The 23,385-nt window shown below is 72.1% G+C and carries 18 protein-coding genes; 6 read left to right on the plus strand and 12 right to left on the minus strand.

Annotated features, from left to right (window positions below):
* Nucleotides 1–6 precede the first annotated feature (6 nt).
* Genes ACFQ87_RS34950 through ACFQ87_RS34965 form a run of 4 tightly spaced genes read right to left on the minus strand, consistent with a single transcriptional unit; the run spans nt 7 to nt 4,026 of the window.
* Entirely contained in the window at nt 7–1,113 is a 1,107-nt protein-coding gene (locus ACFQ87_RS34950; RefSeq protein WP_380614939.1) for an ROK family glucokinase, read from the minus strand.
* Complete coding sequence (locus tag ACFQ87_RS34955) at nt 1,110–1,967, minus strand: ATP-binding cassette domain-containing protein (protein ID WP_380614940.1); 858 nt, start codon at nt 1,965–1,967, stop codon at nt 1,110–1,112. Before ACFQ87_RS34955 ends, ACFQ87_RS34950 begins: the two co-directional genes overlap by 4 nt.
* Nucleotides 1,964–3,010: an ABC transporter permease gene (locus tag ACFQ87_RS34960; RefSeq protein WP_380614941.1), complete on the minus strand. Its 1,047-nt coding sequence runs from the start codon at nt 3,008–3,010 to the stop codon at nt 1,964–1,966. The genes ACFQ87_RS34955 and ACFQ87_RS34960 overlap by 4 nt, the downstream gene beginning before the upstream one ends.
* Nucleotides 3,007–4,026 (minus strand): sugar ABC transporter substrate-binding protein, encoded by a 1,020-nt coding sequence (locus ACFQ87_RS34965; protein WP_380614942.1) that lies wholly within the window; start codon nt 4,024–4,026, stop codon nt 3,007–3,009. Before ACFQ87_RS34965 ends, ACFQ87_RS34960 begins: the two co-directional genes overlap by 4 nt.
* Before the next feature lie 310 nt (nt 4,027–4,336).
* Here ACFQ87_RS34965 and ACFQ87_RS34970 point away from each other — a divergent pair, with 310 nt between their 5' ends.
* Nucleotides 4,337–5,476, plus strand: a complete 1,140-nt coding sequence (locus tag ACFQ87_RS34970) for an alpha/beta hydrolase (protein ID WP_380614943.1) — start codon at nt 4,337–4,339, stop codon at nt 5,474–5,476.
* 76 nt (nt 5,477–5,552) lie between these two features.
* Here ACFQ87_RS34970 and ACFQ87_RS34975 read toward each other — a convergent pair whose 3' ends face one another.
* Nucleotides 5,553–7,160, minus strand: a complete 1,608-nt coding sequence (locus tag ACFQ87_RS34975; protein ID WP_380614944.1) for a PucR family transcriptional regulator — start codon at nt 7,158–7,160, stop codon at nt 5,553–5,555.
* Between the two features lie 412 nt (nt 7,161–7,572).
* Here ACFQ87_RS34975 and ACFQ87_RS34980 point away from each other — a divergent pair, with 412 nt between their 5' ends.
* From ACFQ87_RS34980 to ACFQ87_RS35000, 5 genes are all read left to right on the plus strand, one after another.
* On the plus strand, nt 7,573–8,460 hold the full coding sequence (locus ACFQ87_RS34980; RefSeq protein ID WP_380614945.1) for an FAD binding domain-containing protein: 888 nt from the start codon (nt 7,573–7,575) through the stop codon (nt 8,458–8,460).
* Complete coding sequence (locus ACFQ87_RS34985) at nt 8,457–8,948, plus strand: (2Fe-2S)-binding protein (protein ID WP_380614946.1); 492 nt, start codon at nt 8,457–8,459, stop codon at nt 8,946–8,948. The genes ACFQ87_RS34980 and ACFQ87_RS34985 overlap by 4 nt, the downstream gene beginning before the upstream one ends.
* Nucleotides 8,945–11,311, plus strand: coding sequence for a xanthine dehydrogenase subunit D (gene pucD / locus ACFQ87_RS34990; protein WP_380614947.1), 2,367 nt, complete (start codon nt 8,945–8,947; stop codon nt 11,309–11,311). The genes ACFQ87_RS34985 and pucD overlap by 4 nt, the downstream gene beginning before the upstream one ends.
* A gap of 343 nt (nt 11,312–11,654) precedes the next feature.
* Nucleotides 11,655–13,139: an NCS2 family permease gene (locus ACFQ87_RS34995; protein WP_380614948.1), complete on the plus strand. Its 1,485-nt coding sequence runs from the start codon at nt 11,655–11,657 to the stop codon at nt 13,137–13,139.
* Between the two features lie 91 nt (nt 13,140–13,230).
* Entirely contained in the window at nt 13,231–14,412 is a 1,182-nt protein-coding gene (locus ACFQ87_RS35000) for an XdhC family protein (protein ID WP_380614949.1), read from the plus strand.
* A 265-nt stretch (nt 14,413–14,677) separates the two neighbouring features.
* Here the strand turns inward: ACFQ87_RS35000 and ACFQ87_RS35005 are convergent, their stop codons facing one another.
* The 7 genes from ACFQ87_RS35005 to ACFQ87_RS35035 all read right to left on the minus strand — a co-directional run bounded on the left by ACFQ87_RS35005 (nt 14,678) and on the right by ACFQ87_RS35035 (nt 23,238).
* Nucleotides 14,678–15,370, minus strand: a complete 693-nt coding sequence (locus ACFQ87_RS35005) for a hypothetical protein (protein ID WP_380614950.1) — start codon at nt 15,368–15,370, stop codon at nt 14,678–14,680.
* 153 nt (nt 15,371–15,523) lie between these two features.
* Nucleotides 15,524–17,302, minus strand: coding sequence for an SDR family oxidoreductase (locus ACFQ87_RS35010; RefSeq protein WP_380614951.1), 1,779 nt, complete (start codon nt 17,300–17,302; stop codon nt 15,524–15,526).
* The gene (locus tag ACFQ87_RS35015) at nt 17,299–18,252 is read right to left on the minus strand and encodes a M24 family metallopeptidase (RefSeq protein WP_380614952.1); all 954 of its coding nucleotides are present in this window, start codon (nt 18,250–18,252) and stop codon (nt 17,299–17,301) included. The genes ACFQ87_RS35010 and ACFQ87_RS35015 overlap by 4 nt, the downstream gene beginning before the upstream one ends.
* Before the next feature lie 12 nt (nt 18,253–18,264).
* Nucleotides 18,265–19,353 (minus strand): PDR/VanB family oxidoreductase, encoded by a 1,089-nt coding sequence (locus ACFQ87_RS35020; RefSeq protein WP_380614953.1) that lies wholly within the window; start codon nt 19,351–19,353, stop codon nt 18,265–18,267.
* A gap of 110 nt (nt 19,354–19,463) precedes the next feature.
* Nucleotides 19,464–20,378 carry a metal-dependent hydrolase gene (locus ACFQ87_RS35025; protein ID WP_380614954.1) on the minus strand — a complete coding sequence of 305 codons (915 nt, stop codon included), beginning with the start codon at nt 20,376–20,378 and terminating at the stop codon, nt 19,464–19,466.
* A gap of 249 nt (nt 20,379–20,627) precedes the next feature.
* Nucleotides 20,628–21,407 (minus strand): IclR family transcriptional regulator, encoded by a 780-nt coding sequence (locus ACFQ87_RS35030; protein WP_380614955.1) that lies wholly within the window; start codon nt 21,405–21,407, stop codon nt 20,628–20,630.
* A gap of 370 nt (nt 21,408–21,777) precedes the next feature.
* Entirely contained in the window at nt 21,778–23,238 is a 1,461-nt protein-coding gene (locus ACFQ87_RS35035) for a catalase (protein WP_380614956.1), read from the minus strand.
* Nucleotides 23,239–23,385 lie beyond the last annotated feature (147 nt).

The following is a 23,385-nucleotide window of genomic DNA, read 5'->3' on the forward strand; positions in this document are numbered from 1 at the left end:
CCGCCCCTACAGCGTGCTGCGCTCCACCCGCCGCCGCTTGATGGTGCGGAAGCGGCGGGCGACCTGACGCGCCAGGTCGGCGGCGCCGACGAGCCCGGCCTCGTTGCCGAGCGCGGCGTGGACGATGGTGGCCTCGGGCCGGAAGCCGCGGCCGGTGAGGGTGCGGCGGAAGGTGTCGCGGGCCGGCCCGATGAGGAGGTCGCCGGCCTCGGAGACGCCGCCGCCGATGACGAAGCGGCCCGGGTCCAGGGCGGCGGCCAGGTTGGCGATGCCCACGCCCAGCCAGGTGCCGACCTCGTAGAGCAGCTCGGTCGCGGTCGGGTCGCCGTCCTGGGCGGCCTCCGTGACCAACGGCCCGGTGATGCCCTCGACCGTGCCGCCCGCCCGGGCGAGCAGCGGCTGCACCACCGGGGACTCCTCGGCGACCAGCTCACGGGCGTCCCGTACCAGCGCGTTGCCGGAGGAGTACTGCTCCCAGCAGCCCCGGTTGCCGCACGGGCAGCGGTGGCCGCCGGGCACCACCTGCATGTGCCCGAACTCGCCCGCCAGGCCGTACTTGCCCCGGTCGACGTAGCCGTCCCGGACGACCGCGCCGCCGATACCGGTGCCCAGGGTGAGCATCACCATGTGGTCCTCGCCGCGCCCCGCGCCGAAGCGCCACTCGGCCCAGGCGGCCGCGTTGGCGTCGTTCTCCACGATCACCGGGAAGCGCAGCCGCTCGCTGAGCACCTGCTGGAGCGGCTCGTTGCGCCAGTTGAGGTGCGGGGCGAAGAGCACTCGGGAGCGGTCGGCGTCGACCCAGCCGGCCGCGCCGATGCCGACCGCGTGCACGTCGTGCCGGTCGGCGAGCTGCAGCACCAGCTCGACGATGACGTCCTCGACGACCTTGGGGCTCTTGCTCTTGTGGGGGGTGTCGGTGCGCAGCTTCTCCAGCACCTTGCCCTCGCCGTCGACGACTCCCGCGACGACCTTGGTGCCGCCGATGTCGACGCCGATGGTGGGCAGCCGCAGTATCCCCGCGGGCAGGGCACGGCGCCGGCGCTCGGCGCGCGGGCCGAGGCCGAGCAGGGTGGGCAGGACGGCCGGCCGGGTGCTGCCTTGGGGGCTGGTCACGGCTGCGGACGCTCCTCACGGGAATCTCGGGGATCACTGGAATCACGGGAATCGGGGCCGGTGCGGGGCTCGGCGGAACCCGGCCGGGCCAGCTCGTGCGAGAGCTCGGCGAGGTCGGAGCCGCCCGCCATCTCGGTGGCGAGCTGCTCCAGGCCGATCTCGGCACGCGGGTGGCTGCCGGCCATCCGCCCCCGCTTGAGCAGGGTGAAATGGTCCCCGACGAGGTAGGCGTGGTGCGGGTTGTGGGTGATCAGGACGACCCCGAGCCCGGCGTCGCGGGCCGCGGTGACGTACTTGAGCACCACCCCGGACTGCTTGACGCCGAGCGCCGCGGTCGGCTCGTCCAGGATGAGCACCTTGGCACCGAAGTGCACGGCACGGGCGATCGCCACGCACTGGCGCTGGCCCCCGGAGAGGGTGCCGATCGGCCGGTCGACGTCGTGCAGGTCGATGCCCATCCTGGCGAGCGCCTCGCGGGTGGTGGCCCGCATGCCGTCGGCGTCCAGCCGCAGGCCGCCCCAGCGGCGCACGCCCCGCTCGGAGCCGAGGAAGAAGTTGCGCCAGACAGGCATCAGCGGGACGACCGCGAGGTCCTGGTAGACGGTGGCGATGCCGCGGTCCAGGGCCTGGCGCGGGGAGTCGAGGCGGACCTCCTCACCGCCGACGCTGTAGCGTCCCTCGTCGTGCTGGTGCAGCCCGGCGATGATCTTGATCAGGGTGGACTTGCCGGCCCCGTTGTCGCCCAGCACGCAGCTGATCTCGCCGGCCCGCAGGGTCAGCGAGACGTCCTGCAGCGCCCGGACCGTCCCGTAGGTCTTGCCGACGCCTTCCAGGGACAGAAGCTCGGTACTCATCGCGGCCCCCGTTCCGCCCGACGCTTGACGTAGGCGTTGAGCAGCGCGGCCAGCAGCAGCATCGCGCCGAGGAAGAACTTGAACCAGTCCGGGTTCCACTGGGCGTAGATGATCCCCTTGCTGGCCATCCCGAAGATCAGCGCGCCGAGCGCGGAGCCGACCACCGAGCCGTAGCCGCCGGTGATCAGGCAGCCGCCGATGACCGCCGCGACGATGTAGATCAGCTCGTTGCCGACGCCCTCGCCGGACTGCACGGTGTCGAAGGAGAACAGCAGGTGCTGCCCGAGCACCCACGCGCCGAAGCCGACGCCCAGGTAGAGCACCGTCTTGGTCCGGGCCACCGGCACGCCGACCGCGCGGGCGGCGGCCGCGTCGCCGCCGACGGCGAAGATCCAGTTGCCGAAGCGGGTGCGCAGCAGCACCCAGCTGCCGACCGCGAGCAAGCCGAGCCACCACCAGACGGTGGCCTTGACGGTCAGTCCGCCGACGGTGACCTCGGAGGCGAACAGCCAGCGGCAGGACTCGAAGCCCTGCATGTCCGCGATCAACTTGGTGGAGACCGTCCCGGAGATCGCCTTGGTGACGCCCAGGTTGGCGCCGGTCAGCATCAGGAAGGTGCCCAGGGTGACGATGAAGCTGGGCAGCTTGGTGCGGCCGAGCATCCAGCCGTTGAACCAGCCGATCGCCAGCGTGGTCACCAGCGAGACCAGGACGCCGACCCAAGTGACCGCGGTGAACTGGTACGAGACCATCGAGGAGGTCAGTGCGGCGGTGGTGACCAGGACGCCGGCCGACAGGTCGAACTCGCCGCCGATCATCAGCAGCGAGACCGGTACGGCCATGATCCCGATGGTGGACGCCGCGTAGAGCACGGTGCCGAGCGAGGAGACCCGCAGGAAGGGCTCGGCGGTGGTGGCGAAGACCGCGAACACCGCGGCGGCGGCGATCAGCGAGCCGAGCTCCGGGCGAGCGAGGATCCGTCGCAGGGCCGCCGGGCGGTCCTGGAGCAGGCCGTCCTGGGCGAGGAGGTCGGGGGTGCTCACCTGGTCCCCCTCGCGACGTACTCGGCGAGCGCGTCGGCGTTGTCCTTGGTCAGGATCTGCGGGCCGGTCGCGACGGGCTTGCCGCCGCCGAGCATGTCCAGGTTGGACTTGTACAGCCAGAGCAGGTCGACGCCCTCGTAGCCCTGGAGGTAGGGCTGCTGGTCGACGGCGAAGCCGACGCTGCCGGACTTGAGGCCGGCCACCACCTGCTGGCCGAGGTCGAAGGTGTCCAGCTCGACGTTCCGGTGGGTGTCCTGGACGGCCTGCAGCCCGGTGGCGGCCATCGGGCCGGAGAGGGTGAGCACGGTGTCGATGCCCGGGTCGGACTGCAACTTGGCGGAGATCGCGGCACGGGCGTCGGGCATGTCGACGCCGTTGACGTAGAGCACCTGGAAGGTGGCACCTGCCTTGGACTGGGCGCCGGAGCAGCGCTGCTCCTGGCCGACGTTGCCCTGCTCGTGGATCACGCACAGCACGTTCTTGCGGCCGCGGGAGGCCAGCTCCGCGCCGGCCGCCTGGCCGGCCGTGGTCTCGTCCTGGCCGATGTGGGTGAGCGCGCCGAACTTGGCGGAGAACTCCTGACCGGAGTTGATGGTGATCACGGGGATGCCGGCCGCCTTGGCCTTGCCGAGGACGTCGGCCATGGCGTCGCCCTTGGCGAGGGTGACCAGCAGACCGTCGACCTTCTGGTCGATGGCGGCCTGGACGAGCTGGACCTGGTTCTGGGTCTGCGCGTCGTTGGAGTACAGGAAGGTGATGTTGTCCTTGGCGGCGGCCTGCTCGGCGCCCTTGCGCACGCTGTCCCAGAAGGCGTCGCCGGCGCCGGCGTGGGTCACCATGGCGACCTTCCAGCGCGGGGTGGTGACGGCGCTGCCGCCGGCGGCCGCGGCCTTGGCGCGGGCCTCCTCGGCGCGTCTGCCTCCGGTACTGCTGCAACCGGCCGCGGTGACCGCGAGGGCCAGGACGGCGCACACGGGCCAGAAGCGGCGGGACGGGCGAAAGCGGGTTCTGCTCATCCCCATAGTCTCTCTGGCCCTGCCGCGCGCGATCGCACCGCCTCGCCCGGCGGCGCGTACGGCGCGGAAGGTAAGGTGCCTCGGGGGACCTTCCTGGTAGTTCGCTGAACATCTGGTCCGGACCACGGCCGTCCGGGTGGCAGACTAGGCGCCGATCCGAAGCTGGGACATCACCGCAACGTGACGTTCCTCTCAGGTTCCGCACAGATTCGGACGGCAACCGATCATCGGTTCTCAGCCGTCTGATGCCATTGACGTGCGTCCGGGCGAGTGGGGCCCGGGCGGCCAGCGACCCGGATACGAGAACTTGATGGAACTGACAGGTACGCCATTCTTCATCCTCACCGTCATTCTTGTGCCGGTCTCCATCACAGTGGCGTTGCTGTTCTGGGGGAAGGTGCGCGGCCCCCATCCGGTGCGGGTCCTCTCCCGGATCGTCATGATCATGTTCTGTCAGGTCACGGCCGTGCTGATGGTCTTCGTGATGGTCAACAACGCCAACCTGATCTACGGCAACTGGGACGACCTGCTCGGCACCGGTGACCACGTCCGCGCGGTGCCCTCGGTGCCGCCGGCGGACCCGGCCGGGGGCAACGCCCAGAACGGCCAGTCCGGCGACGCCGGCAAGCAGCCCCCGAAGGTGCTGCAGAAGTTCGGCGGCGTGAACGACCCGGCGGTGCCCGGCGACGTCCAGAAGACCGACCTCAAGGGCCAGGTCTCCGGCGTCGACGGCGAGGTGCTGGTCTGGCTGCCGCCGCAGTACAACGACCCGGCGTTCAAGGACAAGAAGTTCCCGGTGGTCGAGCTGATCCCGGGCTACCCCGGCTCCTCCTCCACCTGGTACGGCACCCTCAAGGTGTCCGAGCAGCTCAAGCCGCTGATGCAGCAGGGCAAGGTCGCGCCGTTCATCCTGGTCTCGCCGCGCACGCTGCTGCTGGGCAGCCACCAGGACGCGGGCTGCACCGACATCCCCGGCAAGATCAACGCCGACGCCTGGATCACCCGCGACGTCCCGCAGATGGTGATGGACAACTTCCGCGCCGACCCGTCCGCGGACCGCTGGGCGATCGCCGGCTACTCGGCCGGCGCCCACTGCGCCGCCAAGCTCTCGCTGGCCCACCCGAACCGCTACCGCGCCGCCATCGCGATGTCCGGCTACAATGACCCCGCGAGCGAGCCGGACTCGCTGGTCGGCAAGGACGCGAAGCTGCGCGAGGCCAACAACCCGGTCAACATCCTCAAGACCGCCCAGCAGCCGCCGAAGGTCGCCCTGCTGGTCAGCGGCGCCAAGGGCGACGGCTACGAGGACGGCCAGGCGATCGCCGCCGCGGCCAAGGACCCGACCAAGGTCCAGGTCGAGGAGAGCACCGGCCCGCACACCACCGACATGTGGAAGAAGATGGTCCCCAGCGCCTTCGAGTGGCTGACCACGATCATCCCGGTGCAGTAACCGACCGTCAGCACGACCGAGGGCCCGCCGCGAACGTTCGCGGCGGGCCCTCGGCGTCCTCCCGGGCCGGGTGCCGTCAGGCCAGCTCCAGCGCCAGGTAGAAGTCCACCCGGTCCTCCAGCCGGGAGAGGTCCCGCCCGGTCAACTCCTCGATCCGGCCGATCCGGTAGCGCAGGGTGTTGACGTGGACGTGCAGCTGCCCGGCGCAGCGGGTCCAGGAGCCGTCCGAGCGCAGGAAGGCCTCCAAGGTGCGCACCAGGTCCGCCTGGTGCTCGATGTCGTACGCGATCACCTTGTCCAGCAGCCGGCTGCGGAAGGCGCGGCGGACCTCGTCCGGGACGGCGGCCAGCAGCAGCACGTGCGAGGCCAGCTCCTCGGGGCCGGCCACGCAGACCCGGCCGACCCGGGCGGCGGCGATCCGGCGGGCGTGCCGGGCCTCCTCCAGGGCGCCGCGCAGGCCGCCGGCCTCGGAGGCGGGGGCGGAGACGCCGAGGGTGATCCGCCCTTCCGAGCCGAGTCCGGCCTCCAGCGGGGCGAGCAGGTCGCGCAGGGTGTCGGCGGGCACCGGGCTGTCCAGGGCGGGCAGCACCACCACGGCGCCGTTGCCCGAGCCGGCGACCAGCGCGCGGTCGGCGGTGCCGCCGAGCGCCTCCTCCAGGACGGCCCGCACCATGCCCTCGGGCAGGCCGGTGCCCTCGGCGCTGAGCACCAGCCAGGAGTCCTCCTGGGGGTGGGACTTGGGCTCGGGGCTCTCGTAGCGGGCGGCCATCGCCGAGGAGGCGTACAGGGTGCGGCTGATCTCCGCCGGGTCGGCGTCGCGGCGCAGCAGGGCGAGCAGTTCGTCGGCCAGGCGGCGGCGCAGCCGGCGGCCCTCGTCCCGGCGGTGGCGTTCGGCGGCGACCAGCCGGGCCAGGTTGTCGGCGAGCTGCTGGCGCTTGGTGGTCCACTCGGTGACGTCGCCGGCGACCGCGAGCATCCAGTCGGCCAGCGGACTGCAAGCCTGCGGCGCCTCGTGCTCGGCGGAGGCCGCGGCGGGCAGCAGCGAGTAGGCGCCGCCGGCCAGTCGGGCCCGGTGCGGGGGCCGGCGGCGCTGGCGCTGCGCGGCGAGGTGGGCGCGGACCAGCTGGTCGCGGTCCTCGGCGGTGAGCCGGTCGGCGGGGCCGGCGATCACCGCGCCGGTCGGGGTGAGCACCCAGCAGTCCAGGTCGAGGTCGCCGCCGAGCAGGTCCAGCACGGCGTCCAGCCCGCCGCCGCCGGCCGCCGAGACCAGCAGCCGGTGCCGGTCGACCAGGGCGGCGAGGTCGGCGGCGCGGTCGGCGGAGACCTGACGGCCGATGAACTCGGTGACGGTGCCGAAGGCGATGTCGTCGGGGACGGCCAGCAGCGGCATCCGGTGCCGGCGGCAGGCCTCGACCAGGTCCTCGGGCACCGGGCCGACCTCGGCCTCGCCGGCCGCCAGGGCGACCGCGCCGCCGGCCGCGATGGTCCGGACGAAGCGCTCGGAGTCGGCCGGGCTGCCGCGCCAGAGCATCCCGGTGAGCACCAGCTCGCCGCCGTGCAGGTAGCGGCCGGGGTCGTGCAGGTCCGTGGTCATCACACCGCTGACCTGCCGGTCCAGCTCCTCCTCGGCCGCGAGCAGGCGCAGTCGCGGGGCGCCGGGGGCGAGCAGGTCACGGACACGCATCCGCGGACTCCTTACGGGGGCTGGACCAGAAGGCTGGAACAGGGGCACGAACAGGGGCTTGAACGACGGCTGGAACGGGGATCAGGGGGCCTGATCGAGGGGAGGCGGTGGTCGGACGTCCGGTCCGGGGGTGACAGTGTGCCCGAACATCAGTGCTCGGCGTTACGTACCAGCGGGTCGCCGGGTCACGAGCCCGTAGACCGTCCGTCACGGCCGGATTACGGTCGTAGGTAGCACTCGGCGAACACCTGGGCTGCGGGATTGTCTTCCTTAGAGGAACGTACAGGATGCCGGGCGGGACCACAGCCGGGGCTTCATGCCATCGGTGACTGCCAGTGGCCCCCGTCACAGGGGTTCACTGGGCGACACGCCACCGGACACCCGGTCGGCGAAGACTTGAGGAGACACCCGCATGGAGTTCCTTCGGCCCGCCACCTGGGACGAGGCTCTCGCGGCGAAGGCTGAGTACCCGACCGCGCTGCCCATCGCGGGTGGCACGGACGTCATGGTCGAGCTGAACTTCGACGTGCACCGGCCATCCGCGATTCTCGACCTGAACCGCGTCACCGAGCTCACCGAATGGACGAACGACGGCAGCGTCGTCCGGCTCGGCGCCTCCGTACCGTACGCCCGGATCATCGCGGAGCTGTCCGGGCCGCTGCCCGGGCTCGCGCTGGCGGCCCACACCGTCGGCTCCCCGCAGATCCGCAACCGCGGCGGCGTCGGCGGCAACCTGGGCGCGGCCTCCCCGGCCGGCGACTCCCACCCGGCGTTGCTGGCGGCCGGGCGGGACGTGTTCGTCGAGGCGGCCTCGGTGCGCGGCACCCGGATGATCCCGATCGACGAGTTCTACGTCGGGGTCAAGCGCAACTGCCTGGAGGCGGACGAGCTGATCCGCGCCGTGCACATCCCGGTCGCGGACGGCCCGCAGCAGTTCTCGAAGATCGGCACCCGCAACGCCATGGTGATCGCGGTCTGCGCGTTCGGCTTCGCCCTGCACCCCAAGGACGGAACCGTCGGCACCGGTATCGGTTCGGCTGCCCCCACGCCGCGCCGCGCCGTCGAGGCCGAGGAGTACCTGCAGGGCGTGCTCGCCGAGCGCGGGCTCTGGCAGTCCGGCGAGCTGCTGGGCACCGAGGTGATCCAGCGCTTCGGCGAGCTGGTGAAGGCCGCCGCCTCCCCCATCGACGACGTCCGGGGCACCGCCGACTACCGGCGGCACGCGCTGGCCGTGATGGCCCGCCGCACCCTCACGTGGTGTTGGAACGACTACAGCAAGCAGATCAGGAGCGCGGCATGAGGGTCACGTTCACCGCCAACGGCAAGCCGGTCGAGGCCGACGACGTGTGGGAGGGCGAGAGCCTGCTCTACGTGCTGCGCGAGCGCGTCGGCCTGCCGGGCTCGAAGAATGCCTGTGAGCAGGGCGAGTGCGGCTCGTGCACCGTCTACCTGGACGGCGTGCCGGTCTGCTCCTGCCTGGTCGCGGCAGGCCAGGTACAGGACCGCGAGGTGCGCACGGTCGAGGGCCTGGCCGAGGAGGACGGCGAACTGGGCCTGGTCCAGCAGGCGTTCATCGACGCCGGCGCAGTCCAGTGCGGCTTCTGCACCCCGGGGCTGCTGGTGCAGACCGACGCGCTGCTGGAGCGCGACGCCCAGCCGAGCGACAACGACATCCGCGAGGCGCTGTCGGGCAACCTGTGCCGCTGCACCGGCTACGAGAAGATCATGGACGCGGTGCGGCTCGCCTCCGCCCGCAAGTGCGCCGGTGAGGGGGCTGGTTCGGAATGAGCAGTCGGACCATCCAGGGGCAGAAGAACCTGCAGAACATCAACCAGGCGTCCAAGGACGGCATCGGCGGCTCGCCGCTGCGCCCGGACGGCAACCTGAAGGTCAAGGGCGAGTTCGCGTACTCGTCGGACATGTGGCACGAGGACATGCTGTGGGGTATGGCGCTGCGCTCGCCGCACCCCCGGGCGAACATCCTCTCGGTGGACATCTCCGAGGCGCTCAAGGTGCCCGGCGTCTACGCGGTGCTGACCCACGAGGACATCCCCGGCTCCAAGTACTACGGCCTGGAGATCCAGGACCAGCCGGCCCTGGCCATCGACAAGATCCGGTACCACGGCGAGGCGATCGCGCTGGTCGCCGCCGACCACCCGGAGACGGCCCGCCGCGCGGTGAAGAAGATCAAGGTCGAGTACGAGGTGCTCACCCCGATCGTCACCGAGGAGCAGTGCCTGGACCCGGAGACCCACGGGTACGTGCACGAGCCGCACGAGTACAAGTCGCACGCGTACGGGAACGTCTGCCACGAGCAGAAGCTGGTCTCCGGCCTCGGCGTGACCGACGAGGTGCGGGCGATGGCGGACGTCATCGTCAGCGGCGACTACGAGGTCGGCATGCAGGACCAGGCCTTCCTCGGCCCCGAGTCCGGCCTCGCGGTGCCCGCCGAGGACGGCGGCATCGACCTCTACATCGCCACCCAGTGGCTGCACGTGGACCGCGAGCAGATGGCCCCGGTGCTGGACCTCCCGGAGGAGAAGGTCCGGCTCACCCTGGCCGGCGTCGGCGGCGCCTTCGGCGGCCGCGAGGACATCTCGATGCAGATCCACGCCTGCCTGCTGGCCCAGCACACCAACAAGCCCGTCAAGATCGTCTACTCCCGGGACGAGTCCTTCTACGGCCACGTCCACCGCCACCCGGCTCGGATGCACTACGAGCACGGCGCGACCCGGGACGGCAAGCTGGTCTTCGCCGACTGCCGGATCGTGCTGGACGGCGGCGCGTACGCCTCCGCCTCCCCCGCCGTGGTCGGCAACGCGGCCTCGCTCGGGCACGGCCCGTACGTGATCCCGAACGTCAAGATGCACGCCATCGCGCTCTACAGCAACAACCCGTCCTGCGGGGCGATGCGCGGTTTCGGCGCGGTGCAGGCGGCGTTCGGCTACGAGTCGCAGATGGACAAGCTGGCGGCCGAACTCGGCATGGACCCGGTGGAGTTGCGGCAGCTGAACGCGATGTCGGAGGGCGACTTCATGCCCACCGGCCAGCAGATCGACTCGCCCGCACCGGTGGCCGAACTGCTGCGCCGCGCCAAGGAGATGCCGCTGCCGCCGCCGCTGGACACCGCGCACCTGGACGTCCGCGCGCTGCCCGGCGCGCTGTCCAACACCTCGCACGGCGAGGGCATCGTGCGCGGCGTCGGCTACTCGGTCGGCATCAAGAACGTCGGCTTCTCCGAGGGCTTCGACGACTACTCCACCGCCCGGGTGCGCCTGGAGGTGATCGGCGGCGAGCCGGTCGCCATGGTGCACACCGCAATGGCCGAGGTCGGCCAGGGCGGCGTCACCGTGCACGCCCAGATCGCCCGCACCGAGCTGGGCGTCGAGCAGGTCACCATCCACCCGGCCAACACCGAGGTGGGGTCGGCCGGTTCGACCTCCGCGTCGCGCCAGACCTACATGACCGGCGGCGCGGTGAAGCTGGCCGCCGAGGCCGTCCGGCGGGAGCTGGTCGAGAAGGGCCGCCGGCGCTACGGCTGGACCCACAAGGACATCACGCTGGCCGGCGGCAAGGTCGTCTCGGATAGCGCCGGTGTGCTGGTCTCCATGGTGGACCTGCTCGGCGACGAGGCCATCGACCTCACCCGCGAGCACCACCACCGGCCCACCCAGGCCTTCGACAAGGAGACCGGCCAGGGCTTCGGCCACGTCCAGTACACGTTCTGCGCCAACCGCGCGGTGGTGGACGTGGACGTGGAGCTGGGCCTGGTCAAGGTGGTCGAGCTGACCGCCGTGCAGGACGTCGGCAAGGCGCTCAACCCGCTCTCCGTGGTCGGCCAGATCCAGGGCGGCTGCACCCAGGCGCTCGGGCTCGCGGTGATGGAGGAGATCATCGTCCGGGACGGCAAGGTACGCAACGCCTCCTTCACCGACTACCTGATCCCCACCATCCTGGACACGCCGCCGATCCCGGTGGACGTCCTCGAACTTCCCGACCCGCACGCCCCGTACGGGCTGCGCGGCGTCGGCGAGGCGCCGACCGTGTCGGCGACGCCCTCGATCGTGGCGGCCATCCGCAACGCCACGGGCCTGGCGCTCAACCGGATCCCGGTTCGACCCGAGCACCTGACCACCGAACAGCCCGGCTGATCCCGGCAGTTCGACCTCCGGAAGTTCGACCTCCGGAAGTTCGACCTCCGGGAGCACGACCTCCGGGAGCACGACCTCCGGAGGGCTCCGGATGCCTCCGGACGTACGGACCTCCCCGGGGCGGTGACGCGTCTTCCCCACCGCCCCGGGGGCCTCCCCCACCCGCTGCCCTGCCCACGCCGGGGTTCCGCAGTGGTGCGCACCACCCTCATCTGCACCGCTGGCACTCCCCGACGAGTGCCGCCCCCACAGTGAGTCGATACCGTCCCCCTGTGCCAACTTCGTTGACTGGCAGTCAGGTCGGCTCGCCCACCCCAACCCCCTTTGACACTTGGGAGTGGACATGACCAGGATCCCCACGGAGCCCGGCACCACCGAAGCAGACAGACCCGCCGGGGACGAGACCCACCCCTCGTCCCCGGCACCACGCCCGAACGGCGCGCTCGACGCGTACTTCAAGATCTCGGCCCGCGGCTCGACCCTCGCCAACGAACTGCGCGGCGGTCTGACCACGTTCATGGCGATGGCGTACATCATCCTGCTCAACCCGCTGATCCTCAGCGGCGCGGACGTCAACGGCGTCAAGCTCGACCACGCCGCGCTGACCACCGCCACCGCGCTCGCGGCCGCCGTCACCACCCTCCTGATGGGCCTGGTCGGCAACGTGCCGCTGGCCCTGGCGGCAGGGCTCTCCGTCTCGGGCGCGGTCTCCGCGCTCGTCGTCCCCCACACCACCTGGTCGCAGGCCATGGGCCTGTGCGTGATCTACGGCCTGCTGATCGTGCTGCTGGTGGTCTCCGGACTGCGCGAGAAGATCATGAACGGCATCCCGCTGCCGCTCAAGCACGCGATCACCATCGGCATCGGCCTGTTCGTCACGATCATCGGCCTCTACAAGGCCGGCTTCATGCACACCGGCGGCCCCACCCCGCTCTCGCTCGGCCCGGCCGGCGAGCTGACCGGCTGGCCGGTGCTGATCTTCTGCGTCACCCTGCTGGCCATCTTCGTACTGATGGCGCGCGGCATCCGGGGCGCGATCCTGATCGGCATCGCCGGCGGCACCGTGCTCGCGATGATCGTCAACAAGGTCGCCCACGTGCCGGCCTCGGCCTGGAAGAACTCCGTCCCGGTATGGCCCGGCAGCCCGGTCTCCGCGCCCGACTTCAGCCTGTTCGGCCACGTCGACCTGTTCGGCGCCTTCGGTAGCCACGGCATGGGCGCGATCAGCGCCTCGGTCGCGGTGTTCACCCTCGTCCTGGCCGGCTTCTTCGACGCGATGGCCACCATCATCGGCGTCGGCACCGAGGCCGGACTGGCCGACAAGCAGGGCCGGATGCCCGGCCTGTCCAAGGCGCTGTTCATCGACGGCGCCGGCGGCGCGGTCGGCGGCCTGGCGGGCGCGTCCGGCCAGACCGTCTTCGTCGAATCCGCGACCGGGGTCGGCGACGGCGCCCGGACCGGCCTCGCCTCCACCGTCACCGGCGGACTGTTCGCCCTGATGCTGTTCTTCTCGCCGCTGGCCGGCATCGTCCCGGTCGAGGTCGCCTCCGCCGCCCTGGTGGTGATCGGCTCGATGATGATGAGCCAGGCCCGGCACATCGACTGGTCCGACCGCGAGGTCGCCATCCCGGCCTTCCTGACCTGCGTGCTGATGCCGTTCACGTACAGCATCACGGCGGGCGTCGCGGCCGGCGTCATCTCGTACTCGGTCATCAAGGCCGGCCAGGGCAAGTGGCGCGAGCCCGGGCTGCTGATGTGGATCCTCACCGCGGTCTTCGTGCTCTACTTCGCGCTCACACCGATCAAGTCCCTGCTGGGCGTGCACTAACCACCCTGTGCGCACCACCGCCGCCGTACGGGATCGTTTCCCGTACGGCGGCTCTCCCGCTACTGTCGAAACCGTGTAAGGAGCCTCAGACATGCAGGACATCGCCGAGCAGCTGCAGGCCTGGCACGCGTCCGGGCGCTCCTTCGCCGTGGCCACCGTGGTCGGCGTCTCCGGCAGCGCCCCTCGCGACCCCGGGGCGGCACTGGCCGTGGACGCGGCCGGGGAGGCGGTCGGCAGCGTCTCCGGCGGGTGCGTCGAGGGCGCGGTGTACGAGCTGTGCCAGGCCGCCATCGAGAGCGGCGAGCCGGTGCTGGAGCGCTTCGGCTACAGCGACGAGGACGCCTTCGCGGTCGGGCTGACCTGCGGCGGGATCCTCGACGTGTTCGTCCAGCCGGTCGTGCCGGGGGCGGACCCGGGAATGGACGCGGGCCTCGCGTTCATCGCCGCCGGGACCCCGGTCGCGCTCGCCCGGGTGATCGCCGGACCGGCCGGACTGCTCGGCGCCACCCTCGCGGTCACCGCCGACGACGTCTCCGGGGCGCTCTCGGTGGGGCCGTCCACCGTCGGCGTCCTGGAGCGGGCGCTCATCGCCGAGGCCCGGGCGATGTTGGACGCCGGACGGACCGGCCGCATCGTGCTCGGCCTGGACGGGCGGCCCTGCGACGAGCACGAGCAGGGGACCGTCACCTGCTTCGTCGAGTCCTACGTGCCCGCGCCCCGCATGCTGGTCTTCGGCGCGATCGACTTCGCCGCCGCCGTGGTGCGGATCGGCAAGTTCCTCGGCTACCACGTCACGGTCTGCGACGCCCGGCCCGTCTTCGCCACCACGCGCCGATTCCCCGAGGCGGACGAGGTGGTGGTCGACTGGCCGCACCGCTACCTCGACTCCCAGCTCGGCCGGATCGACGGGCGCACCGTGCTGTGCGTGCTCACCCACGACGCCAAGTTCGACATCCCGCTGCTGGAGCACGCCCTGCGGCTGCCGGTCGGCTACGTCGGCGCGATGGGCTCGCGCCGTACCCACCGCGACCGGGAGGCCAAGCTGCGCGAGGCCGGGCTGACAGATGCCGAACTCGCCCGGCTGCGCTCCCCCATCGGCCTCGACCTGGGCTCCCGCACCCCCGAGGAGACGGCGGTCTCGGTCGCCGCCGAGATCATCGCCCACCGGCGTGGCGGCAGCTGCCTGCCGCTGAGCGCCGGGAACGGCCCGATCCACCACGACGTGGCAGCCGCGCCCGAGGACGCCGTGACGCCCCGGACGCACGCCGCCTGAGCGTCACGTTGCGTGCCCGCCGGGGCGGCGGGACGCGGGAGGCGCGGACTCGCCGACGGCGGATGACGGCGGCAGACGGCCGACGGCCGCCGACGGGAGCGGACGACGGAAGGCCTCCCGTTGCCGCTCGGGGAGCGGGGCCGGGAGGCCTTCCGGGCCGGCGGGACGGCGGGGTCGGCGGACCGTTCCGGGGTCCGCCGACCCGACGCCGTCGCGATGGCTGGGCCTGCCGCCGCGGACCGCTGGGACCGGGGGGTGTCGGGGACTACTGCACCTGGCAGCCGCGCTGCCAGTTCCAGCCGACGAAGGTGTGGCGCAGCTGCACGTCGAAGGTGCAGGAGTAGGTGAGGTCGGGGTTGAGGGTCAGGTACGTGTGGTGGGTGTTGTCGTACCAGTTGCCGGTGACGTCGAAGATCCCCTTGTAGGAGAAGTCCGCGTGGGCCTGGGAGTTGACCACGGCGCAGCTGGTGGTGCAGTCGTCGCTGTTGGTGGCGGAGGCCACCGACCAGCCGGCGTTCCACGGCTCGCGGTTGAAGCCCTGGGTCACGGTGGTGGCCGCGGTGGTGATCTGGCCGTCGGCGGTGTTCCAGTCGGAGGTGGTGTACAGACCGGTCATCCGGATGTTGCAGCAGTCGTACATCTCGTTCGCGCTGGTGATCCGGCGGTGGCCGGTGGCGGTGGTGTCCGCCGCCAGGGCCTTGGCGGCGGTGCGGGCGGCCGGGGCCGCGGCCGGGACGTAGGCCACCGGGCCCTCCTGCGGCTTGCAGTCCGAGCCGATCGTCACCGTCTGCTGGACCGACATGCCCGCGGGCGGGACCGGCAGCGAGCCGGTGAGCGTCACACCGTCGCAGGTTTGGGTGCTCGGCGCATCGGCGGCGGGTGCCGCGACGGCCCCCGGGGCCATCGCCATGAGCAGACCGGCCGCACCGAGCACTACCGAAACCAGACGCTTCTTCACAGTCCCTGTTTCCCCTCGTGAGTTACCTGCCGGTAAGCCTAGGGTGGCCGGTCACCGGGTCCGAGAGGGTTGGCAGGAACCTGCAACTCCTGATGTCGCCGGGGCTGCCGGGACTGTTGGGGCCCCTGCGGCGACAGGGGCCCCGGAGCGGTCTCAGGTCACGTTCAGACGGGCGGCCAGGCGCAGCAGGCCGGGACTGAGGCGGGAGAGCAGGCGGGCGACCTTGGCCTCGGGCGTGACCGGGACGACGGACTTGCCGCTCCGCACGGCGCCGACGATGGCGGCGGCCACCTTCTCCGGCGGGAAGCCGCGGCGGGCGTAGAGCCTGGCGGCGCGGGCCTGCTTGGCGGACTGCTCGGCGGCGGTGGTCGCGGAGAAGGTGGAGGTGCGGGTGATGTTGGTGTTGACGATGCCGGGGCAGATGGTGGAGACGCCGATGCCGTGGCCGACGAACTCGGCGCGCAGGCAGTCCGAGAGCATGAACACCGCGGCCTTGCTGGTGGCGTACGCGGTGAGCGCCTTGGCGGGCAGGTAGGCCGCGGCCGAGGAGACGTTGACGATGTGGCCGCCCTGTCCGCGGTCGGCCATCAGGGTGCCGAAGGCGCGGCAGCCGTGGATCACGCCCCAGAGGTTGACGTCCAGGACGCGCTGCCACTCCTTCTCGGTGGTCTGCAGGAAGGTCCCGGAGTGGCCGATGCCCGCGTTGTTGACCATCACGTCGGGCACCCCGTGCTCGGCGGCGACGGTCTGCGCGAAGGCCTCCATCGCGGCGCCGTCGGAGACGTCCACCCGGTAGGCGTGCGCCGTCGGGCCGATCAGCGAGGCGAGTTCGGCGGTGCGCTCGGCGGCCGCGAGGTCGAGGTCGCAGACCACCACCCGGGCGCCGTCCTCGGCGAAGGCCAGCGCGGTGGCCCGGCCGATGCCGCTGCCGCCACCGGTGACGACCACCAACCGGCCGTCGCCCTCGGCGGTTCGGGCATCGCCCGCGCTCCCGGTCTCGATCCGGGCGGTGAACTCGCGGACCATGCCGGCCACGGCGGCTCCCTTCTCCAGCAGCGCCGACCAGTGGCCGGCGTGCAGCGTGCGTCGGGTCAGCTCGGGCACCCAGCGCTCCAGGCCCTCGGAGAGGTAGGTGCCGACGTAGCGGTCCCGGGTGAGGGTGATCAACTGAACCGGCACCTCGGTCGGCCGCTCACGCGGACTGCCCATCGTGGGGCGGAAGTTGGCGCGGTACAGCTCGATGCCGCGGACCGCGTCGCGGCGCAGCGTGGACTGGGGGTGGTCGGCGCGCGGGGTGACGTGCTCCAGGTCTCGCAGCACCCGCGGCCAGGCCCGGGCCAGGCCGAGGCGCCAGACGGCGGGGGCGAGGAAGGGCAGGTGGAAGGCGGTGATGTACCAGGAGTGCAGGCCCTGGTGGAGCAGTTGCTTGAGGTGGCGCGGGGTGGGGCGGCGCAACCGGTGGCGCAGCCAGTAGCCCATGTGGTCCAGGGACGGGCCGGACATCGTGGTGTACGAGGCGATCCGGCGCTCGGCGCCGGGGGCCGTCACGGCCTCCCAGGACTGGATCGAGCCCCAGTCGTGGGCGAGCAGGTGCACCGGGCGGTCCGGGCTGACCGCGTCGGCGACGGCGAACAGGTCGTCGGCGAGCTGCTCCAGGCGGTAGCCGTCCCGGTCGGCGGGGACGCCCGACTCGCCGGCGCCGCGCACGTCGTAGCGGACCACGTGGTGGTCGCGGGCGAGGTCGGCGGCGATGTCGTCCCAGACGGCGTGGGTGTCCGGGTAGCCGTGCACCAGGATGACGGTGGGGGCGTCCGGGTCGCCCTGCTCGAAGACGGCGAGCGGGAGGCCGCCGGAGTGGACGGTCCGGCGGCGGACCGGGGTCGTCGGGGTCGTCGGGGTCGTCGGGGTCGTCGGGGTCGTCGGGGTCGTCATCGGGTGGCCTCCAGGGCGGTCGGCTCGTCGGTGGCGGTCGGCTTGGCGGCGGCCGGGGCAACGGCGGCCCGGGCGGTGTCGGCCGGCTCGTCTGTGGCGGCCGACTCGTCGGCGGCGGTCCAGCGGCGGACGTGCGGGAGGTCGTCGTCGAGCCAGTAGGCGTCGCCCTCGGTGACCACCAGCAGTTCCTCGAACTTGATGCCCACGCCGCGGAAGCCGATGTGCGGCTCGACCGCCCACAGGCCCGGAGTGGGCGCGTGCCGGGACGAGCGGCCGTCCGCCCACAGCGGTGAACGGCCGTGCAGGCGCTCGAAGATGAGCTCGCGGCCGAGGGTCTGCAGGGTGCGCACGCCAAAACCGAAGACGTTCACCCCGGCCGGGCCGCGCACGGTGGTGCGGGTGACCTGGTGGCCGATCACCCGCCCCGGGTAGACCTGGTGGCGGTTGTCGTAGCCGTGCGCGGCGATCTGCGCGTCCACGGCCGCGTACACCTCGTTGAGCGGCTTGCGGGCGCGCACCTCCGCGAGGATCAGCTCGCGGTAGACCTTGAGGTCGGCGGCCAGACGGTCCCACACCTTGTTCTCACCGACCTTGCCGCCGTAGCCGATGTCGGCGGTGTAGCCGTCCACGACGGGCGCGCAGTCCAGCACGTACGGCATGCCCTCCTCAAGGCGGCGGTTGCCGGCGAAGAACTGCAGCGGGGTGTGGAAGTGCCGGAAGGCCGTACGGTCGCCGAACCAGGCGAAGGGGACGTGGAAAAAGTCCTGCACCCCGGCGGCGACCAGGCGGCGGCGCAGCTCGGCGGTGGCCTGCCGCTCGGTGACACCCGGTTCGATCCAGGCGGCGACCTGTTCGGCGCAGTGGTAGGCGAGTTGCTGGGTCTCGCGGAAGCGGTCGAGGTCGCGTTCGGTGTAGCGGAACGTCGGGATCGCATTCGCCATCGGGGGCATCGGGGGCTCCTTCTAGACGTCGAGCACGAGGGTCTCGCCCTCGGCGGCCCGGGAGACGCAGGGCAGCAGGGCGCCGGCGGCGCGCTGCTCGGGGGTGAGGCGGCGGTCCCGGTGGTCGGGCGCGCCGGACCGCAGGCGGACCTCGCAGGTGCCGCAGAAGCCCTGGTGGCAGGAGTACGGGAGGTTCGGGCGGGCCTCGCGCAGCACGTCCAGGGCGGAGCGGTCGGCGGGGACCTCCAGGGTCGGGCCGTCGGTGCCGAGCCGGACGGCGAAGGGCTTGCCGTCGGTGATCGGGGCGGCGCCGAAGCGCTCGAAGTGCAGGGCGGAGGCTGGGGACTCGTCCAGGGCCCGCTGGACGGCGGCGAGCATCGGCGCCGGGCCGCAGCAGTAGACGGCGGCGCCGCGCGGGGCGTGGGCGAGCAGTTCGGCGCCGGTGGGGACGCCACCGTGCTCGTCGTCGGTGCGCAGCACCACGCGGTGCGGGTCGAGGGCGCGCAGCTCGTCCGCGTACGGGAGGGTGTCGGCGCTGCGGCCGACGTGGACGAGCCGCCAGTCCAGGCCGTGGCGCTGGGCCTCGCGGGCCATCGGCAGCAGCGGGGTGATACCGATGCCGCCGGCGAGCAGCAGGACGGTGGGCTCGGCGCAGAAGGCGAAGCCGTTGCGCGGGCTGCGGGCGGTGAGGCGGGCGCCGGGGTGCAGGGTGTCGTGGATCTCGACGGACCCGCCGCCGCCCTCGGACAGCTTCCGGACGGCGATCCGGTAGCTGCGGCGGTCGGCCGGGTCGCCGCTGAGCGAGTAGTGGCGCTCGCGCCCGGAGGGCAGGACGAGGCGCAGGTGGGCGCCGGGCTGCCAGGGCGGCAGCTGGCCATCGGAGGGGTCGGCGAGGCGCAACTCGATGACGTCGGCGGCGAGTTCGCGGCGCGCGGCGACCACCAGCCGGAGCGGCGGGGTGGGTCGGCTGAGCGGGCGGCGGGGGCTGCGCCGCAGCAGGGGGCCACCGAGGGCCTGTACGTAACGGTCCTGGATCTCGGTGAGACGGCGCAGGAAGCGGTCGGCGCGAGGGCGGCCGTAAAGGTCTGGGGGCGGGGTGAGCAGGTCCATCCGGCGGTCCTTGGCGTCAGGGGACGGCGAACAGCTGACAGATGACGTTGTCTGTTCTCTGTTCGCTGAAATCTGTCGATTGAAATCTGTCAGCTGTCGACTGTCCGCCGTCAGCGCCCCGCGGCGGCGCGGGCCGCCGGGGAAGTGGCGAGGTAGCCGAGGGCCTGGCTGGAGGAACCCTCCTGAGTGGGGTGGTAGCCGGGCTTGAGGTAGCGCAGGCCGGATCGGATCGACTTGACCGGGTCGGGCAGCAGACCCCGCTTGGTGATCCGGTACGCCTCGCGCCAGCTCGGGCGCAGCCGGCCGTCCAGCGTCGGGTCGGCGGCCAGCAGGAAGCGCACGCCACGAACCCAGAGGTGGGCCAGCAGCGGGCCGGCCATCGCCATGGTGCGGACCCGGCGCGCATAACCGGGGTCCAGGTGAACCAGCAGGTCGAAGGCGACGCTGCGGTGCTCGACCTCCTCGGCGCCGTGCCAGCGCAGCAGGTCGAGCATGGTCGGGTCGGCCTTGGCTCGGTCCAGCCCCGGGGAGTTGAGGATCCAGTTGCCGAGGAAGGCGGTGAAGTGCTCGACCGCCGCAATGGCGGCCACCCGCTCGATGAGGGCCTCACGCTGCCGCGCAGGGGACAGCCCCGGCCGGTCCCCGAGCACCCGCTGGAAGACCCAGGCGACCTGACGCACGTACGGGCGCGGGTCGAGCCCCTGGCCGAGCAGGTGGTCGAGCACCTCCTGGTGCGCCTCGGCGTGGATGGCCTCCTGCCCGATGAACCCGAGCACCTCCTCGCGCAGCTGCTCGTCCCGGATGAGCGGCAGCGCCTCCTTGAACACCTTGACGAACCAGCGCTCCCCCTCGGGCAGCAGCAGGTGCAGCACGTTGAGGATGTGGGTGGCCATCGGCTCGTCCGGGACCCAGTGCAGCGGCAGCCGGGCCCAGTCGAAGCGGACGTCCCGGGGCTCCAGAACGAGGCTGTCGTGCACGCGCACGGCGGGGGCGGCGAGGGCGGGAACGGGGGTGGTTCGGGGCATGGTGGGCCCTCCTGGCCTGGGGGCGGCGGCTCGACTCCGGGAAACGTACTCGCCGGTAGCGACGCCGACAAGGGCTTCGGCGACTCTTATCGACATCGAGTCTAATAAGTGATGTGCACCGGAGGGCGCTTTCGGAAACACTCCGTCGGAAAGCAGCGGGAAGCAGACGGGCCCCGCCGGACGCGATACGTCCGACGGGGCCCGTCGAGCGGGGCCGGGCGAAGCCGTGCAGCCTCCGACGACCCGGGCTCAGACCGCCATCGCCAACATCAGCGGCGCCGCCTGGGCCGCCAGCAGTTCGGCGGCGGCCTTCAGCTTGTGGATGTTGTCCACCGGCATCGAGGTGGCCAGGCAGCCGACCGTGCTGCCCGCCGTGATCGGCACCGCCGCGCAGACCGTGCCGAGCGCGTACTCCTGGATGTCCAGCACCGGCACCGTCGCGGGCTGCCGCTCCAGCCGGTGCATCAGCTGGTCGGCGTCGGTGACCGTACGGGAGGTGAGCCGGGCGACCGGGTGCCGGGAGAGGTGGTCGCGCCGCCCGTCCACGTCCAGCTGGCTGAGCAGGCACTTGCCGATCGCGCTGGCGTGCGCGGTGGCACGGAAGTCCACCCACTCCTGCACGGCCGGCGCGTAGTCGGCCGCCGAGACCGCCTCGACCGACAACTCCCCGTCGTGGTACCGGCTGAAGTACACCGCAGCGCCCAACTCGTCCCGGAGTTCAGCGAGTTTGCGGTTCAGCCGGGCCCTGACGAGCTGCTCCCGGTTGTGCTGGCCGAGCAGGGCGAAGGTGCCGCCGAGCACCCAACCGCCGTCCTGACACTGGAGGTAGCCCTCGATCTCCAGGAGCTCCGCGAGCCGCCGGACGGTCGGCAGGCCGAGCGAGGTCTCCCGGGCGAGGGCGACCAGGGTCGCGCCGTCGGGGTGCCGGTCGACGGCCTCCAGCAGTCTGAGGGCGTGCTGCAGGGAGGTGAACGGGCCCGTCAGGCCCTGGTCCAGCGCGGCGTGACGACCCGGGGCTGGTGTCGACATGTCGTCCCCTTCCGATGTCCCCCCACGGAGCGACCGCGGGCAGCCTCCAGCCTAGCCATCAGGTGGCCCCGGCAACTGCTGTCCGTGAATATCCGTGAACATTCCGTGGAGCAGCTGCCGGTCGGCTGGTACAAGGGAGTCCCGCCGGTACAAGGGGGCCCGCTGGTACGAGCGGCCCCACCCGTACCGGCGGGCCCCCACCCGCACACGCGACCCCGCGCGACGACTCCGGCCGCACAACGCCCGACGGGCCCCTCCCCCACTGCCCAGGGGGAGAGGCCCGTCGTACGACCGTCGGGGTGCGGGCCCGGCGGCCGGTGAGGGCGCGGAAGGGGCGGTCGGTCAGTCAGTCCCGGGCCCCGAGTAGGGCTCAGCCCTCGTCGCCGGCCCGCAGCTTGGCGACGGCGGCCTCGAGCCGGGCGCCGTACTCCTCGTCGGCGGCGTGGAAATGGGCCAGGTTCTTCTCCACCACGTCGTCCCGCGTCACCTGCGCCAGGAAGCCCGCGATGTTGTTGATCAGGCGGGTCTTCTCGCCCTCCGACATCAGCCGGTACAGCTCGCCGGCCTGGAAGAAGTCGTCGTCCTTGGTGTGGGCCGGCGTGGTGTAGGTGCCGGTGTAGCCGTCCACCTTGACCGGCGCGGCGAGCGCGCTGTCGCTCTGGGCCGGGCCGTCGTACGAGTTGGGCTCGTAGTTCTTGCCCCGGCCGGCGCTGTTGACGGCCATGGAGCCGTCCCGCCCGTAGTTGTTGGCCTCGGTGGCGCGCGGGGCGTTCACCGACAGAAGGGTGTGGTTGACGCCGAGGCGGTAGCGCTGGGCGTCGGCGTAGGCGAACAGGCGGCCCTGGAGCATCTTGTCCGGGGAGGGGCCGATGCCGGGCACGAAGTTGTTCGGCGAGAACGCGGACTGCTCGACCTCGGCGAAGACGTTCTCCGGGTTCTTGTTGAGCATCAGGCGGCCGACCTTGACCAGCGGGTAGTCCGCGTGCGGCCACACCTTGGTGAGGTCGAAGGGGTTGAAGCGGTAGTCCGCGGCCTCGGCTACCGGCATCAGCTGGACGTAGAGGGTCCAGGACGGGAACACCCCGCGCTCGATGGCCTGGTGCAGGTCGCGCTGGTGCGAGTCGGCGTCGGCGCCGACCACCTCGGCGGCCTGGTCGCCGTCCAGGCTGCGGATGCCCTGGTTGGTCTTGAAGTGGTACTTCACCCAGTAGGCCTCGCCCTCGGCGTTGACCCACTGGTAGGTGTGCGAGCCGTACCCGTTCATGTGGCGGTAGGACGCGGGGATGCCGCGGTCGCCGAACAGCCAGGTGATCTGGTGGGTCGAGGCTGGCGAGTGGGCCCAGAAGTCCCAGACGTTGTCCGCCTCCTGCACGCCGGTGTACGGGTCGCGCTTCTGCGAGTGGATGAAGTCGGGGAACTTGATCGGGTCCTTGATGAAGAACACCGGGGTGTTGTTGCCGACGAGGTCGTAGTTGCCGTCCTCGGTGTAGAACTTCAGCGCGAAGCCGCGCGGGTCGCGCACCGCGTCGCTGGCGCCCAGGTTTCCGGCCACGGTCGAGAAGCGCAGGAAGACCTCGGTGCGCTTGCCGACCTCGGACAGGAACGCCGCCCGGGTGTACTGCGACACCTCGTCGGTGACCTCGAAGTAGCCGTACGCGCCGGAGCCGCGGGCGTGCACGACGCGCTCCGGGATGCGCTCGCGGTTGAACCGGGCCAGCTTCTCCAGCAGGTGCTGGTCCTGGATCAGCAGCGGGCCGTACTCGCCGGCCGAGGCCGAGTTCTGGTTGTCGGCGACCGGGGCGCCGGACTCCGTGGTCAGGATCTTGGACATGGAGGGTCCTTCAGGTGTCGATAAGACGGTGCGTGGAGAGGTGAACGGGCCGCGCGGGGCTCAGACGCCGAGCAGGCGCCAGAGCGCCGAGCGGCGGCGGGCCGAGTGCTCGCCGTCGGGGCCGTCGGCCGGCCGGAGGCCGGCCAC

Origin of the sequence: Kitasatospora sp. NPDC056531, assembly GCF_042794375.1 — a bacterium.
Taxonomy (GTDB): domain Bacteria; phylum Actinomycetota; class Actinomycetes; order Streptomycetales; family Streptomycetaceae; genus Kitasatospora.